Genomic DNA, 17,630 nt, shown 5'->3' on the forward strand with positions numbered 1-17,630 from the left:
GCTTTCGTGCCTCAGCGTCAGTATAGACTTAGTAACTTGCTTTCGCGATCGGTGTTCTGTGTAATATCTATGCATTTCACCGCTACACCACACATTCCAGCTACTCCAATCTCACTCAAGTTTATCAGTATCAATAGCCATTTTAACAGTTGAGCTGCAATATTTCACTACTGACTTAATAAACCGCCTACGCACCCTTTAAACCCAATAAATCCGGATAACGCTCGTGTCCTCCGTATTACCGCGGCTGCTGGCACGGAGTTTGCCGACACTTATTCGTATAGTACATTCATAATTCTTATCACGTAAGAATTTTTATTCCTAAACAAAAGCAGTTTACAACCCGTAAGGCATTCTTCCTGCACGCGGCGTGGCTGGTTCAGAGTTTCCTCCATTGACCAATATTCCTCACTGCTGCCTCCCGTAGGAGTCTGGTCCGTATCTCAGTACCAGTGTGGGGGATCACCCTCTCAGGCCCCCTACCGATCATTGCCTTGGTAAGCCTTTACCTTACCAACTAACTAATCGGACGCACGCCCATCTTTTGCCGTATTACTACTTTAATAATAAAATCATGCGATTTCACTATGCTATAGAACATTAATCCAAGTTTCCTCAGGCTATTTTCTAGCAAAAGGTAGGTTACGTACGTGTTACGCACCCGTACGCCGGTCGCCATCAAAATCTATAAAGATTTTATGTTGCCCCTCGACTTGCATGTGTTAAGCCCGCCGCTAGCGTTCATCCTGAGCCAGGATCAAACTCTCCGTTGTAAAAATTTGTAAAAATTAATATACGTAAAATCTTATTAAAAAATCCTGAAATATCAGGTCTAGAAGCTTCTTTATGCAAAGAACAATAAATATAATTCCAAAAATATTCTATATAATATAGAATGTGCAAGTATACGTCTTTTTTTAATCAAAAAAAAGTTTCAATCAATATATATATTTTTTTTTAAAAAAATAATCTAATTTTAATAAAAATACAAATTTCCTAATTATTAACTAATATGAGAACTTCAGATTTTTATTTTTTATCTCCTTTGAATCTTCTTGCTAAATTTCCTAAACAAGAAAGAGATGAATCTAAATTAATGATTATTCATAGAATGAATCAAAAAATAGAACATAAATTATTTAAAGATTTACATGAATATTTTGAAGAAGGAGATATTATGATTCTCAATAACACCAAAGTTTTTCCTGCAAGATTATTTGGAAATAAAGAAAAAACAGAAGCTAAAATAGAAGTTTTTTTACTGAGAGAATTGGATCCAAAAGATAGAACATGGGACGTATTGGTTGATCCTGCAAGAAAAGTAAGAGTAGGGAATAAATTAAATTTTGGGTCTGGATTAACGGGAGAAGTTATAGATAATACTACTTCTAGAGGTAGGATTTTACAACTTAATTTTAATGGCCCCCATGAAAAACTTATAAGAAAGATAAAAGAATTAGGAAAAACACCTTTACCAAAATACATTAATAGACAACCGGAAAAAAATGACGAGGAACGTTACCAAACTGTATATGCAAAAAAAGAAGGATCTGTTGCTGCACCTACAGCAGGATTACATTTTTCAAAACATTTATTAAAAAAATTAGAAATAAAAGGAATTAATTTAGTAGAAATTACTTTACATTTAGGATTGGGAAGTTTTTTAACAGTAGAAGTAGAAGATATATCAAAACATAAAATGGATTCTGAAAAATGTTCTATAAATGAAAATGTATGTAAAATAGTTAATTCCGCTATACAAAAAAAAAAAAGGATTTGTGCTGTAGGAACTTCTTCTATGAGAGCAATTGAAAGCTCTGTTTCTTCTAACAAAAATTTAAATCCATTTTGTGGATGGACTAACAAATTTATTTTTCCTCCTTATCATTTTAGTATAGCTAATTCTATGATCACAAATTTTCATATGCCAAAATCTACATTACTTATGATGACAGCAGCTTTTACAGGATTTGATTTAATAATGAAAGCATATCAAATAGCAATGGAAAAAAAATATAGATTTTATTCTTATGGAGACGCCATGTTAATATTATAATTATAAAAAGATATCATGATGATATTATGAAAGTTATATTAGAAAAAATAAAAACTACTATAAAAGAAGAAATTAAAGAATTTGAAAAACAATTTTCAAGTGTAATTAAAAGTAATATTCCTCTCATAGATAAAATTACTCATTATATAATTCATAGAAAAGGAAAGTTAATTCGTCCTATATTTGTTTTTTTAGTTGCTAAAATGCTAGGAACAATACGTAAAAAAACATATCATACCGCTTGCTTAATTGAACTTATACACACAGCAACTCTTGTTCATGATGATGTTATAGATAACAGTTATCTTCGACGTGGTTCTTTTTCTGTAAATGCTATATGGAAAAATAAAACTGCTGTTTTAATAGGTGATTACTTATTGTCTAAAAGTCTTTTGATCGCAACAAATAACAATTATTATGATTTGCTTAAAATTGTATGTAAGACTATAAAAAATATGAGTGAAGGAGAATTATTACAAATGGAAAAATCTAAACAATTAGATATTACTGAAAAAATTTATAATCAAATTGTTTTTCATAAAACAGCAAGTTTAATTGCTGCTTCTTGCGAAGCAGGAGCTCGTTCAGTTCATACAGATGAACAAACCGCTTTAAAAATGAGAAAATTTGGAATTCTTGCAGGAATAGCATTTCAAATAAAAGATGATTTATTTGATTATGAAGAAAAAAACGAAAATTTTATAGGTAAACCTATAGGAATAGATTTAAAAGAAAGAAAAATAACATTACCCCTTATTTATACAATTCAAAAAGCTTCTAAAGAAGATCAAAAAAATATTTTAAGCTATATAAAAAATTATGACGAAAAAAAAAAATATAAGATAATTGATTATGTAAAAAAATACAAAGGGTTAGAATATGCAACTCAAAAAATGATTAAACTTCGTAATAAAGCATTAAAAATTTTAGAATTTTATCCAGAGGGAAAAATTAAAAACACACTTAAAATAATGATTAATTTTATAGTGGAAAGAACTCAATAAGTCAAACAATTAAATTTACATGTAGATGAAAAAAAATTTGGTCATTGTAGAATCACCTACTAAAGCTCATACAATACAAACATTCCTTGGAAACAATTATTATGTTATATCTAGTTATGGACATATTATAGATTTACCAGAAAAAAAAATAGGAGTTCAAATTCAAAATAATTTTAAACCTACCTATGTAATGTTATCCAAAAAAAAAAAATCGTTCAAAATATTAGAACATTAATAGAAAATTACGAAATCATTTGGTTAGCTTCAGATGAAGATCGTGAAGGAGAAGCCATAGCTTATCAAATTTATAAAACATTTAATATTCCTAATAAAAAATATAAAAGAATAGTTTTTCACGAAATTACAAAAAAATCCATTCATAATGCTATAAAAAACCCTAGATCAATTAATTATAATTTAGTTTATGCTCAACAAGCTAGACGAATTATAGATCGATTAGTAGGGTTCAAACTATCTCCTATTTTATGGATAAAAATTAATACAGGTCTTTCTGCAGGTAGAGTTCAGTCTATAGCTGTAAAATTAATAGTAGAACAAGAAAAAAAAATCCAAAATTTTGTTCCTTCTCCAATTTATCAAATAAATGGAATTTTTTATTATCCTAAACAAAAAATAACTTTTAATGCTCTTTTGGAAAATGAAATAGAAGATAAAAAAAAAATGAAAAATATTTTAACATTATGTATGAATAGTACTTTTATAGTAAAAAAAATTATTACTAAAAAAGAAAAAAAAAGTCCTCCTCCACCATTTACCACTTCATCTTTACAACAAGAAGCTTATAATAAGCTAAATTATTCTATATCTAAAACAATGTTTTTAGCTCAAAAATTATATGAAAAAGGATTTATTACATACATTCGAACAGATAGTACAAGTTTATCCAAAACTATATTATCGGAAATCAAAGATTTTATACTTTTTTCATATGGGATAAAATATTTATCCCTCAAAGAGTTTTCGAAATATAAAAAAGAAAATAAACCATTTCAAGAAGCTCACGAGTCGATTCATCCTACTGTTATTAATTTTAACAAAAATTATTTAGACTCATTAGATATATTTCAAAAACGTCTTTATAAATTGATATGGAAACGAACAATTATGGGACAGATGACAGATACTATGATTGAAAAAAAAAATATTTACATTAAACCTTCTCAATTAAAAAATTTTTTTATATATACAAAAAAGACTGTTTTATTTGATGGATTTATGAAAATCATAAACCAAGATAAAAATGAAAAAATAGATACTTTCTTAATCAAAAAAGATTTTTTATTAGATAAAAAAGAAATTATAGCTCAACAAATAGTGAAAAATCATTTGTATAGGTATAATGAAGGAAGCTTAGTCAAAAAATTGGAAAAACTAGGAATAGGAAGACCTTCTACTTATGTTCCTATAATTTCTACTATTCAAAAAAGAAATTACGTTCATATACAAAAAATTTCAAAAAAAACAGAAAATCGTGAAATTTTTATTTTAAAAGGAAATTCAATTATTAAAAAAAATGACAATTTTACTAAAATTGAAAAGAATAAATTTTTTCCTACAGAAATAGGTGTTTTAACAACTAATTTTTTAAATCAAAATTTTTATGAAATCGTAAATTATACTTTTACTGCAAATTTAGAAAAAAATTTTGATGATATAGCTCAAGGAAGACAATCCTGGATCGAAGTTGTTAAAAATTTTTATGGTGAGTTTTATAAGAAAATACAATATGTTAAAAAACATGTAGATAAAATTAGAAAAGAACGTTTTCTTGGAACAGATCCAAAATCTAATCAAAAAGTTTTTTCAAAAATAGCTAAATATGGACCTGTTGTTCAAATGGGCGAATTTAATAGTCTTAAAAAACCAAAATTTTCTCCTTTATTAATAAATAAACAAAAAATAGAAACAATTTCTCTTACAGAAGCTTTGAAGCTTCTTGAATTACCAAAATCGTTAGGAATATTTGATGGAAAAGAAATTCTATTAAAAATAAATAAATACAATATTTATATTAAATATAACAATCAATCAATTCCAATCGATGAAAAAATATTTTTGAATAATTTTTTAAATTTAGAAGAAGCTATTAACATTATAATTGAAAATAAAAATAAATAAAAAACTTTAGCTAAGTATCAAAATATCTTTGATTTAAATAAGTAGTAGGATAGGCTTGATCATGTCCTGTTCGTTTAACATGATCTAAATATTTAGGAATATAAGATAAAGCTTTAACTCTATCAGATAAAGACATTCGGTTCCATATATTTTCAGCCATTCTTTTTTTTCCTACTTTATATTTATAATCTATCCAAAAACGATTGAAAGACAAATCTGCAGGAATTTCTTCTATCGAAAAAGATGCTCTAGCATTTTTCATTTTATTTATAATTGATTCATTATAAGGTAAATATTTTCCTATCCATATATAATGTGATAAAGAAAGTCTTTCGGGAAAAATAACTTCTCTTAAAAAACCATTTAAATCATATTTAAATATAATATCCCCAGATACTAAATGACTTCTAAATATATATTGTTTACCTCTCATTATTATTGATTTCATCAGCATTAATTAATATCTTATTAATGCATTAACTCAACTATTATTATAAACAACTATTTTATTTGATGATGAAATTTTCAATTTTAAAAAAAAGTATTTTACATAATTTAGTTTAGTTTTTTTTTAAAATTAAATTATTATAATTTTAATAAAATTGTAATAATTTAATAATTATAATAAACATTCTCCATAATAGAAGTTATGGATTTTTATTTTTAGAACAATAGATTCATTATATCTTTTTTCATAAATCATAAATTTTAAATATGTTATATATTGTCCCTACTCCTATAGGAAATTTAGAAGATTTTACCTTTAGAAGTTTACGAATCTTAAAAGAAGTAGATCTAATTCTAGTAGAAAGTTATAAAGTTTCCAAAAAATTATTGGATTTTTATAATATTAAAAATAGTATAGATAAATATCATATTCATAATGAACATAAAATGATTCCTTTTTTTATCAAAAAAATTAAAAAAGGAAAAAAATTAGCGTTAATATCTAACGCAGGAACTCCCAGCATATCTGATCCTGGTTTTTTACTTATTAGATCTTGTATTCAAGCTTCTATTAAAATAGAATGTTTACCTGGACCTACAGCTTTTGTTCCAGCATTAGTTTGTTCCGGTATATCTATCAACGAATTTATTTTCATTGGTTTTTTACCAAGAAAAAAAAGAAAAATTAAATTAGAAAACTTATCTAAAGAAAATAGAACCATTGTATTATATGAATCCCCTCATAGATTGATACAAACATTAAACGAAATGAAATACTTTTTTGGATCAAAAAGAAATATTGTTATCTGCAAAGAGTTATCTAAATATTTTCAGAATATATCAAGAGGAAACATAGAAAAAATGATTTTATATTATCAAAATATAGGAAGAATATTAGGAGAATATACTATTATCATTGAAAAGAATTAATTCAATATATTTTTTTTTATCAGATATTCTGCAATTTGAATAGCGTTGGTAGCTGCTCCTTTACGGATATTATCTGCTACGATCCAAATATTTATAGAATTTTGAAATGAAAAATCTTCTCGTATTCTTCCTACAAAAACTTCATCTTTTCCATGAGCATATAATGGCATTGGATAAATATTTTTTTTTGGACAATCTTGAACCATTATTCCTTTTGTTTTTAATAATATTTCATATATATCATCTATAGTAGGCTTTTTTTTAAATGTAATATTAACACTTTCTGAATGTCCTCCTATTACAGGAACACGTGCAGCAGTCGCCGTTATTGCTATATTATAATTATTTATTATTTTTTTTGTTTCATTGATTAGTTTCATTTCTTCTATTGTATATCCTTTATCTGTAAATTGATCACAATGAGGCAATACATTTTGATAAATAGGGTATGGATATATTTTGCAAGAAAAATCTCCGTTTTTTTCTTTATGTAACTGATTTACAGCTTTTTTTCCAGTTCCTGTTACGGATTGATAAGTGGAAACAATAATTCTTTTAATTTCATATTTTATATGTAACGGAAATAACACCATTACTAATTGTATTGTAGAACAATTTGGATTTGCAATAATTTTGTCTTGTTTACATAAACAAGAAGCATTAATTTCAGGAATAATTAATTTTTTGCAAGGATCCATTCTCCATGCAGAAGAGTTATCAATAACTGTAGATCCTATATTTGAGAATTTTGGGGCCCATTCTTTCGATATATTAGATCCTGCTGAAAATAAAACAATATCAGGTTTTTTTAAAAATAAATCATATATACTAATGACTTTGTATATTTTTTTTTTAAAAAAAAATTTTTTACCAATAGATTTTTCAGAAGCAGATAGATATAACTCTTTTAATGGAAAATTTCTTTTTTCCAAAAGATCAATCATAACACGACCTACCATCCCTGTTATACCTACTATTCCTAATTTCATTTCTTTATATAAAAATTTTTAATTTTTCATGACATTCAACAAAACAAAGTTAGGTAAAATAATGAAAAAAGGAAAAATGATTATTTTATCAGGACCCTCTGGCTCTGGAAAAACGACTATATCACATTGTTTACTTTCAACATTTCCGGAATTAAAATTTTCGGTATCATGTACAACACGATCAATTCGAAATAATGAAATACACGGAAAAGATTATTATTTTTTGTCAGTAAATTCTTTTATTTCTAAAATAAAAAAATATCAATTTGTAGAATGGGAGGAAGTTTATCCTAAATTATTTTATGGAACTTTAAAAAACGAAATTTTCAAAATTTGGAAATCTAATCAACATGTTTTGTTTGATATAGATGTAAAAGGAGGATTAAATTTAAAAAAAAAATATCCTAATAATTCTTTATCCATATTTATAATGGTAAATTCTGTCAAAATATTGAAAGAAAGATTAATTGCAAGATCTTACAAAAATTCAAATGATAACGAAATGAATTTAAATATTCGTTTAAATAAAGCTAGAGAAGAAAATGATTACGCTAAATTATTTGATTTTGTTTTATTAAATAATATTGATTTATGTCAAACAAAAAGAAAAGCCATTCAAATAGTTTCCAATTTTATTCATAAATAATAATCGGGGTGACTGGATTTGAACCAGCGACCACACGCCCCCCAGACGTGTACTCTAACCTATCTGAGCTACACCCCGATAAAACGAACTCCTCAGGCTGGATTCGAACCAGCGACACCCTGATTAACAGTCAGGTGCTCTAACCAGCTGAGCTACTGAGGATTTTTGGAATTTTTTCTACTCTTATTTTATGTCTTCCCCCTTCAAAATTTGTTTCTAAAAATATTTTTACAATTTCTATAATTTTACTTTTATCCACAAAACGTGCAGGAATACTAATAATGTTAGCATTGTTATGTTTTCTAGCCAAAATAGCAATTTCTTTTTCCCAAACTAAAGCTGCACGAATTTTTTGATATTTGTTAGCCGTCATAGCGGCTCCATTTCCACTTCCACATATAATAATTCCAAAATCTGCCTTTCCTTTATTTACAAATTCGGCTGTAGGATGAATAAAATCCGGATAATCAACTTGTATTCCATATTTGGAAAATCCAAAGTCTTTAATTTTGTGTCCTTTTTCAATTAAAAAATTATTAATCACATATTTATAATGTACTCCTGTATGATCAGACCCTATTGCTATTATTAACATTACGTTTTTGAAAAAGAAAGAAACAATGAATATACATAAAATTTGAAAAATTGATATTATTATTCAATATATAAATTGAGTAATTTTGTACATTTACAAATACCATTTGATTATGATGAAGGAAATAAAAACGGTTGATGACTTTAATTTCAAAAATCAAACGGCTCTAATAAGAGTTGATTTTAACGTTCCTGTAATTATTTCAAATCAATCTTACAAAATAGTAGATCACACACGTATTTTGAAAAGTATTCCTACTATTCAAAAAATCCTTTCTGAAAAAGGAAAAATTGTTATCATTTCTCATTTTGGAAGACCAAAAGGAATTCCTTCTAAAACTTATTCTTTAAAATTTTTAACAGATTACTTATCCCAACAATTAAAAATTACCGTTCATTTTTTTGAAGATTGTATAGGAGAAACTGTTATCGAAAAAGTTAATGAATTAAAAAATGGAGAAATCATACTATTGGAAAATTTACGTTTTTACAAAGAAGAAGAAACAGAAGATGAAAATTTTGCTTTTGAATTATCAAAATTAGGAAATATTTATGTTAACGATGCATTTGGAGTTGTCCATCGTTGTCATACTTCCATTACTATTCTTCCAAAGTTTTTTGGTAAAAAAAAATGTATTGGTTTTCTTATGAAAAAAGAAATCCAATATTTGGATCAATTTTTATGTGGAAAAGGAAAAAGACCTATTACCGTTATATTAGGAGGAGCAAAAATTGATTCCAAGATTGGAATTATTGAAAATATCATTGATTTTTCAGATTATATTTTGATAGGAGGCGGAATGTCTTATCCTTTCATTAAAATAAAAGGAGGAATAATAGGAGATTCTATCATTGAAAAAAATAAAAGAATCGAAAAAACATTAAAAAAAATTTTTCATAAATATCAAAATATAATGAATATTATACATCTTCCAAAAGATGTAATTATAGCTGACTCATTTAAAAATGAAGCCAATACCAAAATTGTGTCTATTGATTCTATTCCAAATGGATGGATGGGATTAGATATAGGTCCTTATTCTATAAAAAATTTTTGCAGAATTATAAAAAAATCTAAAACTATTTTATGGAATGGCCCTGTAGGAGTTTTTGAGTTTCCTAATTTTTCTTTAGGAACAAAATCTATAGCAAAAGCCATAGCAAATGCAACTGAAAAAGGAGCATTTTCCATAATAGGAGGAGGAGACTCTATTGCTTCATTAAAAATGGAAAATTGCGAAAAAAAAATAAGTTATTTATCTACTGGAGGGGGAGCTATGTTAGATAGCTTAAAAAATAAAATACTTCCTGGAATAAAAGCAATAATGGAATAGAATGACAAGGGTTTTTTTAATTATATTTGTTTTTTAGAACATTTAAACAAAGAACTATGTCATTTAAACTTCCAAAATTACTTTATTCATATCAAGATTTTGAGCCTTATATAGATAGAAAAACTATGGATATTCATTACAATAAACATCATGCTACTTACACCAATAATCTAAATGAGGCTATTTTAAATACTAAAATCACGAATTTTTCCATAGAAAAAATTTTAAAAATAGCTCATACTGAATCTTCAGTAATACGTAATAATAGTGGAGGTTTTTATAATCATAATCTTTTTTGGGAAATATTAATACCTCATATAAAATATACTCATCCTAGCACAAGTTTTGATAAAATTATTCAAAAAAATTTTAATTCTTTTGATCTTTTTAAGAAAAGCTTTTCTCAAACCGCAATAAGTCACTTTGGTTCTGGATGGATTTGGTTATGTGTAAAAAAAGATAAATTAGAAATTTGTTCGACTAACAATCAAGATAATCCTATTATGTACGGAATGGGTTGTGAAGGGTTTCCAATATTAGGATTAGATGTGTGGGAACACGCTTATTATTTACAATATCAAAATCGTCGTTTAGATTATATTTCTTCTTTTTGGAAAATTGTGAATTGGAAAAAAGTAGAAGAAAATTACATCGAAGCTATAAATAAATAATATTTTTTTTCATGGGAAAAATCATGTTAGAAAATATTAAATTATTTGGATTTCATGGATGTATGCCAGAAGAAAAATATATTGGATCTCATTATACGATTAATATAGAAATTGAATTTGATTTTTATCAAGCGTCTATTAATGATGATTTGTCCAAAACTATTAATTATGTAGATTTGTATGACATTGTCAAAAAAGAAATGAATATCAATTCTAAATTAATTGAACATTTAGCTCGAAGAATCATTCAAAAAATAAAAGACTATAAAAGACCTTTAGTAAAATATACAAAAATTAAAATTTGTAAGGAAAATCCTCCGTTACAAGGAAATGTAGAGAGAGTTTGTGTTGTTTTAGAGGGTGATTAATGGCACTGTGGCCGAGTGGAAAGGCAGAGGTCTGCAAAACCTTTTATAGCGGTTCGATTCCGCTCTGTGCCTTTTTTTATTACATAACTTGATGTATATTTTTATGTTTTAAAAACAATAAATTAACTTTATTATTGTACAAAAAAAAGGATGAAGATAAATAATATTCTGATTTCGCAGCCACTTAGTGGAGGTTCTTATACTCCATATATAAAACTTAGCAAAAATAAAAATGTAAATATTGATTTTCGATCTTTCATAGAGGTAAAAGGAGCATCATCTAATGATGTAAGAAAACAGAAAATTAATTTTTCTGATTTTACCGTAGTTCTTTTTATTAGTAAAAAATCTGTAGATCATTATTTTCGATTGGCAGAATCGATGCGTTTTAAAGTTCCTATTTCTATGAAATATATCTGTCAAACAGAACCTATTGCTTATTATTTACAGAAGTATATTGTCTTTAGAAAAAGAAAAATTCATATTGGGAATAAATCATTTAAAGATATTTTACCTTATATTAAAAAACATTCAAAAGAAAAATTTCTTTTACCTTCTTCGGATATATTAAAATCCGAAATACCTGATATACTCAATCAACAAAATATTTTTTGGAAAAGAGCTATTTTGTATAAAACAACTTCCAGTGATTTATCAGATTTAAAACATATATGTTATGATATTTTAGTTTTTTTTAGTCCAGCAGAAATCAAATCTTTATTTGATAACTTCCCTAAGTTTGATCAAAATAATATAAAAATTGCTACTTTTGGAAAAAATACTTTAGATGCCGCTTATAAAGCTGGATTAAAAATAGATATAAAAGTTCCAACACCAGAATTCCCTTCTATGTCTATGGCTTTAGAGAAATATATTAAAAAATTAAATACAATCAAATATTGAAAATACTTTTTATTTTTTTTTATTTCATAATTTCTTGTGCTAATTATAAATCTTTATCTGGAGGAGATAAAGATTTATCACCTCCACGTTTTTTGTATTCTACTCCTCAAAATCTCTCTACTTGTGTTAAAATAAATTTAAAAGAAATTAAAATTTTTTTTGATGAAAATATAAAATTGTACGATATACATAACAATATAATTATAAATCCTTATTATATACGTAAATATGTTATTTTTTATCCTATAAATTTTTCTAAAAAATATATTAGCATTCGATTAAAAAAAACTTTAAAAAAAAATACAACTTATAGTATTCAATTTCATAACTGTATTAAAGACGATAAAGAAGGGAATATTTTACCTTTTTTTAAATACGTTTTTTCTACCGGAAAAAATATAGATTCAATTTATATTAAAGGAAATGTGAAAAAAAATATTTTTGAATTAAAAAATAAAAAAAATCTGATAATAGGATTATACCACATTAATAATTGTAACGATATAATTTTGAATAAAAAACCGGATTATATTGCTCATATAAATTATGAAAATAATCAATATAAAATTACATATATAAAAAAAGGAAAATACTTATTACTTTGTTTTGATGACAAAAATGGAAATCAAATACATGAATCAAACAAAAAAGAATTGGTTTTTTTCAAAAAAACTTTTTTTTTATTAAAAGATAAAGAATTTGATATACAAATTTCTAAATGATTATTCTACTGTGACTGATTTTGCTAAATTTCTTGGTTGATCAACATTTTCTCCACGTATATGAGCGATTTGATAAGCTAATAATTGGAGAGGAATAACCGTTACTAACGGACTAAGTATTTCAGAAATATTTGGTATTTTTATCACGTGATCTGCCAAAAGATTAACTTGAATATCTCCTTCATTAATTATAGCTATCACTTTTCCTTTTCTAGCTTTTATTTCTTGAATATTTCCAATAATTTTATCATAACATCCTTTTTTCGTAGCAATAATCACTACAGGCATATTTTCATCAACCAAAGCTATAGGTCCATGTTTCATTTCTGCAGCAGGATAACCTTCTGCATGAATATAAGATATCTCTTTTAATTTTAAAGCTCCTTCTAAAGCAACGGGAAAATTAATTCCTCTACCTAAATAAAGAAAATTGTTAACATCATGATATTTTTGAGATATTTTTTTGATTGTATTATCCATTTTTAAAGTAAAATCAACTTTTTCTGGAATTGATCCTAGTTCTTTACATAAAAATTGATAATGATAATCATTGATTGTAGATTTGTGTTTTCCTATGATTAAAGCTAATAAAACGAGCACTGTAATTTGTGCAGTAAATGCTTTTGTAGATGCAACTCCAATTTCAGGACCTGCATGTGTATAAGCTCCTGCATCTACATTTCGTGCAATTGATGATCCAACAACATTGCAAATTCCAAACACAAAAGCTCCTTTCTTTTTTGCTAGTTTTAAAGCGGCTAAAGTATCAGCAGTTTCTCCTGATTGGGAAATCACAATGATGACATCTTTTTTTCCTACAATAGGATTTCGATATCGGAATTCAGAAGCATATTCCACTTCTACCGGAATACGAGCAAGTTCTTCTAATAAATATTCTCCAATTAAACTAGCATGCCAAGAAGTTCCACATGCTACTATAGTTATACATTTAGCATTTATAAAAATATCTTTATGAGATTCAATCCCATCAATACAAATAATTTTTTCTGGAATTAATAATCTACCTCTTAAAGTATCTAAAATTGTTTTGGGTTGTTCATATATTTCTTTCAACATAAAATATTTGTATTTTCCTTTTTCAATTTCTTTTAGATTGATTTTAAGTTTTTTAATAATTGGATTTAATCTATGATTATCTCTAATTTTTCTAAGATCTAGATCTAATTTTTTACCTTTTTTAAGGATTGCCATTTCTCCATCTTTTAAATAAAGAACATTTTTAGTATGATCTATAAAAGAAATAGGATCAGATGCAACAAAAAATTCTTTTTTATTTATTCCTAAAGATAAAGGACTACCTAATTTAGCAACAATAATTGTTTCAGGATGAGACTTTTCTGCTACAGCAATAGAATAAGCTCCTACAATTTCATTTAATGAAATTCTTACAGCTTCTTCTAAAGATAATTTATTTTCTTTTTTAATATATTCAATTAAATTAACTAAAACTTCTGTATCTGTTTTACTTTTAAAAGTAAATCCATTTTTTAATAAAATAATTTTAATCGCATAATAATTTTCTATAATCCCATTATGAATTATAATAAGTTCATTTGAATTAGAAACATGAGGATGAGCATTAATATCATCTGGAATCCCATGAGTAGCCCATCTTGTATGACCTATCCCCATTGTTCCTTTTATTTGTCTTTTATAAGAAGAAATTTTTTTTTCTAATTCAAAAACTCTTCCTTTGGTCTTATATAAATTGTATCCATTTTTATAAAAAACGGCGACTCCAGAACTATCGTATCCTCTGTATTCTAATTTTTTTAATCCATTAATGAGAATAGGATAAGCTTCTCTATAACCCAAATAAGCAATTATACCACACATTCTAGATAAAATTAGAATTTTTTTTATCTATTTAATTGATCTGTTCCAAAACAGTTTCTTTATAAAATTGTTGATAAACGGTTTCTATCTTTTCTACAGGGTAGTATTTTAATACTAACAATTTATTTATTTTTATATAATCTTCTATTTCCTTTGGAAAAGAAAGATCACCTTTTATAATAGCATCAGAAAAATACATACATAATTTGATGAGATTAAAATAATTTGGATTTTCTAACAATTTTAGTTTCTTAGATTTGATGCCATCAAATTTTATTTTTTTAATAATATTTTTATCCAAAGATCCTTTAAAAGGATTATTGTAAATAGATACAACAATTTTGACATTTTGGTATACTGGATCATTTTTATAAAAATTTTTAATGTACAAAGGGATAAAAGAACTAATCCATCCATATATATGAATGATATCGGGTTTCCAATTCAACTTTTTTACAGTTTCTAAAACCCCTTTTGTAAAAAATAAAGCTCTTTCATCATTATCGTGAAAAAAAATTCCATTTTCATCTTCATCTATTGCTTTTCTTTTGAAATACTCTTCGTTATCTATAAAATAAACTTGTAATCTAGCATCAGGAATAGATGCTACTTTAATTAATAAAGGCTGGTCTATATCATTTATGACTAAATTTATGCCTGATAAACGGATGACTTCATGTAATTGATGTCTTCTTTCATTGATGACTCCAAAACGAGGCATAAATATACGTACATCGTTTCCTATTGATTGTATAAATTTAGTAGCTCTCAATACCGATAACGATATTAGATTTTCTGAAGAAAAGGGAAATAAATCTGAAGAAACATATAATATACGTTTACCTGTCATATTAGAGTTATTTTAAATTTTCTATATACAGTAAAAAAACGGATCATTGCAAATATAATAAATAATATCCTAAGTTTAATAACAAAAATGTTCAGTAATTTTTTGATCTAAAATCTTTAGATTATGGATTTATTAATTATTTATAATAGATAGATATGTTTTTGTCATGAAAAAAGAAAAAAAAATAAAAAAAAAACATTATAATAATTTATCTACAGGATTGATTAACATTACTCATCATGGATATGCATTTGTTCATATTGACGAATTTCAAAATGATATTTTTATACCTAAAAATAAAACTAATCGAGCTTTAAAAGGAGATTTAGTAAAAATTAGATTTTATTGTAACCGTAAAGGAATCAAAATGAAAGGAGAAGTATTAGAAATAATAAAAAGAAAAACTAAAAAATTTATTGGGGTATTAAAATTAAACGTTCGATATAATGATAAATATGGAATAGTAAGTAATAATAATATTCATGTAGATATTTTAGTTCCCATACAAAAATTGAAAAAATATCATAACAATGATAAAGTACTGGTTCAAATCGTATCATGGCCTAAAAAATTTCAAAACCCTTTGGGTAAAATTGTTAAAGTATTTGGAGTTTCTGGTGAATATAAAACGGAAATTTTTTCTTTATTAGAAGAATATGGAATATCCTATGAATTTTCAAAAAAAATGGAAAATGAAGCTAAACAAATTTTTTCCAAATCAATTTTGGATATAAATTTCAGAAAAGACATGCGAAATGTCAATACTTTTACTATAGATCCCTTAGATGCAAAAGATTTTGATGATGCTCTTTCGATTAGAAAATTGAATGATGATACTTGGGAAATAGGAGTGCATATATCTGATGTTTCCTATTATATAAAAGAAGGAAGTTTATTAGATCAAGAAGCATATTTACGTGCTACATCTATTTATTTTGTAGGTAAGGTAATTCCTATGCTTCCTAAAATATTGTCGAATGATCTTTGTTCTTTGCAACCAAAAAAAGATAAATTGAGCTTTTCCTATATTTTTCATATGAATAGTCAAGGAAAAATATTGAAAAATTGGTTTGGAAAAACCATAATACGATCTAACAGAAAATTCACATATGATGAAGTTCAATATATTATCGAACAAAAAAAAGGAGATTATTATGAAGATATTTATACATTATTTTTATTTTCTAAAATTTTAATTCAAAATCGATTAAAAAATGGATCAATTTATCTAGATAAAATGGAAGTCAAATTTGATTTAGATCAAAAAAATAATCCAATATCTCTACATTTAGAAAAAAACAATGACGCTCATCGTTTAATTGAAGAATTTATGTTATTAACTAATCGTAAAATTTCAGAATTTGTTAGTCTAAATTTTAATGAAAAACCCTCTAATAAACTCTATATTTATAGAGTACACGAAAAACCTGATTTTCAGAAAATTTTTTTTCTAAAAAAAATAATAGAACCTTTAGGTTATTTTTTAGATTTAAAAAATTTAAAAACCTCTATTAATCATTTATTAAAAGAGATTAAAGGAAAACCAGAACAAAATATGATTGAAAATTTAATTCTTCGTACTATGAGTAAAGCCAAATATTCCACAAAAAATATAGGACATTACGGATTATCTTTCATATATTATACTCATTTTACATCTCCTATAAGGAGATATTCAGATATAATAGCTCATCGTTTATTATATCATTATTTAACAAATAATAAAGAATATAAACTTAACACTACAGATTTTTATGAAAAACAATCTTTACATTGTAGTAGTAAAGAACGTTTAGCTATAGATGTAGAAAGAACATTTCTAAAATATATACAAGTTAAATATATAAAAAAATTTATAGGAGAAGAATTTTATGGAGTGATTACGGGTTTTACTGATTGGAGTGTTTATATTGATTTATTATTATTTCAAACTGAAGGTATGATAAGATTACGTGATATAAAAGAAGACTCTTACGTTCTAAATTCAAATAGCTATAGTATAATCGGAAAGAAAAAAAGAAAAGTTTATCGTTTAGGTGATAAAATAAAAGTAAAACTTATAGATGTTAATATAGAAAAAAAGCAAATAGGTCTTCATTGGATGAACAATGTATAAAATT

At 25.5% G+C, this 17,630-nt stretch carries 17 protein-coding genes, 3 tRNA genes and 1 rRNA gene (1 of these 21 running past the window's edge); 13 read left to right on the forward strand and 8 right to left on the reverse strand.

The features are described from left to right. A 16S ribosomal RNA gene (locus tag H0H66_RS01670) occupies positions 1-773 on the reverse strand; it reaches 758 nt to the left of the window's first position. 239 nt (positions 774-1,012) lie between these two features. On the opposite strand from H0H66_RS01670, the gene queA reads away from it, so the two are divergent. Genes queA through H0H66_RS03145 form a run of 4 tightly spaced genes read left to right on the forward strand, consistent with a single transcriptional unit; the run spans position 1,013 to position 5,199 of the window. Continuing rightward, on the forward strand, positions 1,013-2,056 hold the full coding sequence (gene queA, locus H0H66_RS01675) for a tRNA preQ1(34) S-adenosylmethionine ribosyltransferase-isomerase QueA (protein WP_185857724.1): 1,044 nt from the start codon (positions 1,013-1,015) through the stop codon (positions 2,054-2,056). 26 nt (positions 2,057-2,082) lie between these two features. Next, on the forward strand, positions 2,083-3,060 hold the full coding sequence (locus tag H0H66_RS01680) for a polyprenyl synthetase family protein (protein ID WP_185857725.1): 978 nt from the start codon (positions 2,083-2,085) through the stop codon (positions 3,058-3,060). Between the two features lie 25 nt (positions 3,061-3,085). After that, on the forward strand, positions 3,086-3,295 hold the full coding sequence (locus H0H66_RS03140) for a toprim domain-containing protein (protein WP_394366935.1): 210 nt from the start codon (positions 3,086-3,088) through the stop codon (positions 3,293-3,295). A 17-nt stretch (positions 3,296-3,312) separates the two neighbouring features. Continuing rightward, complete coding sequence (locus H0H66_RS03145; protein ID WP_394366942.1) at positions 3,313-5,199, forward strand: type IA DNA topoisomerase; 1,887 nt, start codon at positions 3,313-3,315, stop codon at positions 5,197-5,199. Between the two features lie 10 nt (positions 5,200-5,209). Here H0H66_RS03145 and H0H66_RS01690 read toward each other — a convergent pair whose 3' ends face one another. Further along, complete coding sequence (locus H0H66_RS01690; RefSeq protein WP_185858239.1) at positions 5,210-5,632, reverse strand: hypothetical protein; 423 nt, start codon at positions 5,630-5,632, stop codon at positions 5,210-5,212. A gap of 281 nt (positions 5,633-5,913) precedes the next feature. Here H0H66_RS01690 and rsmI point away from each other — a divergent pair, with 281 nt between their 5' ends. Then, positions 5,914-6,576 (forward strand): 16S rRNA (cytidine(1402)-2'-O)-methyltransferase, encoded by a 663-nt coding sequence (rsmI, locus tag H0H66_RS01695; RefSeq protein WP_185857726.1) that lies wholly within the window; start codon positions 5,914-5,916, stop codon positions 6,574-6,576. Here the strand turns inward: rsmI and H0H66_RS01700 are convergent. After that, positions 6,573-7,565, reverse strand: a complete 993-nt coding sequence (locus tag H0H66_RS01700; protein ID WP_185857727.1) for an aspartate-semialdehyde dehydrogenase — start codon at positions 7,563-7,565, stop codon at positions 6,573-6,575. The two genes, rsmI and H0H66_RS01700, sit on opposite strands and share 4 nt — an antisense overlap. A 28-nt stretch (positions 7,566-7,593) precedes the next feature. Here H0H66_RS01700 and gmk point away from each other — a divergent pair, with 28 nt between their 5' ends. Then, complete coding sequence (gene gmk, locus H0H66_RS01705) at positions 7,594-8,211, forward strand: guanylate kinase (protein WP_238785040.1); 618 nt, start codon at positions 7,594-7,596, stop codon at positions 8,209-8,211. Between the two features lie 3 nt (positions 8,212-8,214). Here gmk and H0H66_RS01710 read toward each other — a convergent pair. The 3 genes from H0H66_RS01710 to H0H66_RS01720 form a co-directional block, all read right to left on the reverse strand. Then, positions 8,215-8,289: transfer RNA gene (locus tag H0H66_RS01710), tRNA-Pro, on the reverse strand. 10 nt (positions 8,290-8,299) lie between these two features. Continuing rightward, positions 8,300-8,373 (reverse strand) — tRNA-Asn (locus tag H0H66_RS01715). After that, entirely contained in the window at positions 8,351-8,806 is a 456-nt protein-coding gene (locus H0H66_RS01720; RefSeq protein WP_185857728.1) for an RpiB/LacA/LacB family sugar-phosphate isomerase, read from the reverse strand. Before H0H66_RS01720 ends, H0H66_RS01715 begins: the two co-directional genes overlap by 23 nt. 112 nt (positions 8,807-8,918) lie before the next feature. Here H0H66_RS01720 and H0H66_RS01725 point away from each other — a divergent pair, with 112 nt between their 5' ends. The 6 genes from H0H66_RS01725 (at position 8,919) to H0H66_RS01750 (ending at position 12,803) form a co-directional block, all read left to right on the forward strand. Then, positions 8,919-10,139, forward strand: coding sequence for a phosphoglycerate kinase (locus tag H0H66_RS01725; protein WP_238785041.1), 1,221 nt, complete (start codon positions 8,919-8,921; stop codon positions 10,137-10,139). Between the two features lie 56 nt (positions 10,140-10,195). Next, entirely contained in the window at positions 10,196-10,810 is a 615-nt protein-coding gene (locus H0H66_RS01730) for a superoxide dismutase (RefSeq protein WP_185857729.1), read from the forward strand. A gap of 23 nt (positions 10,811-10,833) precedes the next feature. Continuing rightward, positions 10,834-11,178 carry a dihydroneopterin aldolase gene (gene folB, locus H0H66_RS01735; RefSeq protein WP_394366936.1) on the forward strand — a complete coding sequence of 115 codons (345 nt, stop codon included), beginning with the start codon at positions 10,834-10,836 and terminating at the stop codon, positions 11,176-11,178. Between the two features lies 1 nt (position 11,179). Beyond that, a tRNA-Cys gene (locus H0H66_RS01740) sits at positions 11,180-11,250 on the forward strand. Between the two features lie 78 nt (positions 11,251-11,328). Continuing rightward, positions 11,329-12,081, forward strand: coding sequence for a uroporphyrinogen-III synthase (locus H0H66_RS01745; RefSeq protein WP_185857731.1), 753 nt, complete (start codon positions 11,329-11,331; stop codon positions 12,079-12,081). Continuing rightward, positions 12,078-12,803: an Ig-like domain-containing protein gene (locus H0H66_RS01750; RefSeq protein WP_185857732.1), complete on the forward strand. Its 726-nt coding sequence runs from the start codon at positions 12,078-12,080 to the stop codon at positions 12,801-12,803. The genes H0H66_RS01745 and H0H66_RS01750 overlap by 4 nt, the downstream gene beginning before the upstream one ends. On the opposite strand, the gene glmS is transcribed toward H0H66_RS01750, so the two are convergent. After that, complete coding sequence (gene glmS, locus H0H66_RS01755; RefSeq protein ID WP_185857733.1) at positions 12,804-14,660, reverse strand: glutamine--fructose-6-phosphate transaminase (isomerizing); 1,857 nt, start codon at positions 14,658-14,660, stop codon at positions 12,804-12,806. It lies immediately after the preceding gene. Between the two features lie 31 nt (positions 14,661-14,691). Then, a complete protein-coding gene (locus H0H66_RS01760; RefSeq protein WP_185857734.1) occupies positions 14,692-15,510 on the reverse strand; it encodes a glycogen/starch synthase in 819 nt (272 codons plus the stop codon). 166 nt (positions 15,511-15,676) lie between these two features. On the opposite strand from H0H66_RS01760, the gene rnr reads away from it, so the two are divergent. After that, positions 15,677-17,626 (forward strand): ribonuclease R, encoded by a 1,950-nt coding sequence (gene rnr, locus H0H66_RS01765; RefSeq protein ID WP_185857735.1) that lies wholly within the window; start codon positions 15,677-15,679, stop codon positions 17,624-17,626. The last annotated feature ends 4 nt before the right edge of the window (positions 17,627-17,630 follow it).

It is taken from the genome of Blattabacterium cuenoti, assembly GCF_014251595.1.
GTDB lineage: Bacteria > Bacteroidota > Bacteroidia > Flavobacteriales > Blattabacteriaceae > Blattabacterium > Blattabacterium cuenoti_Q.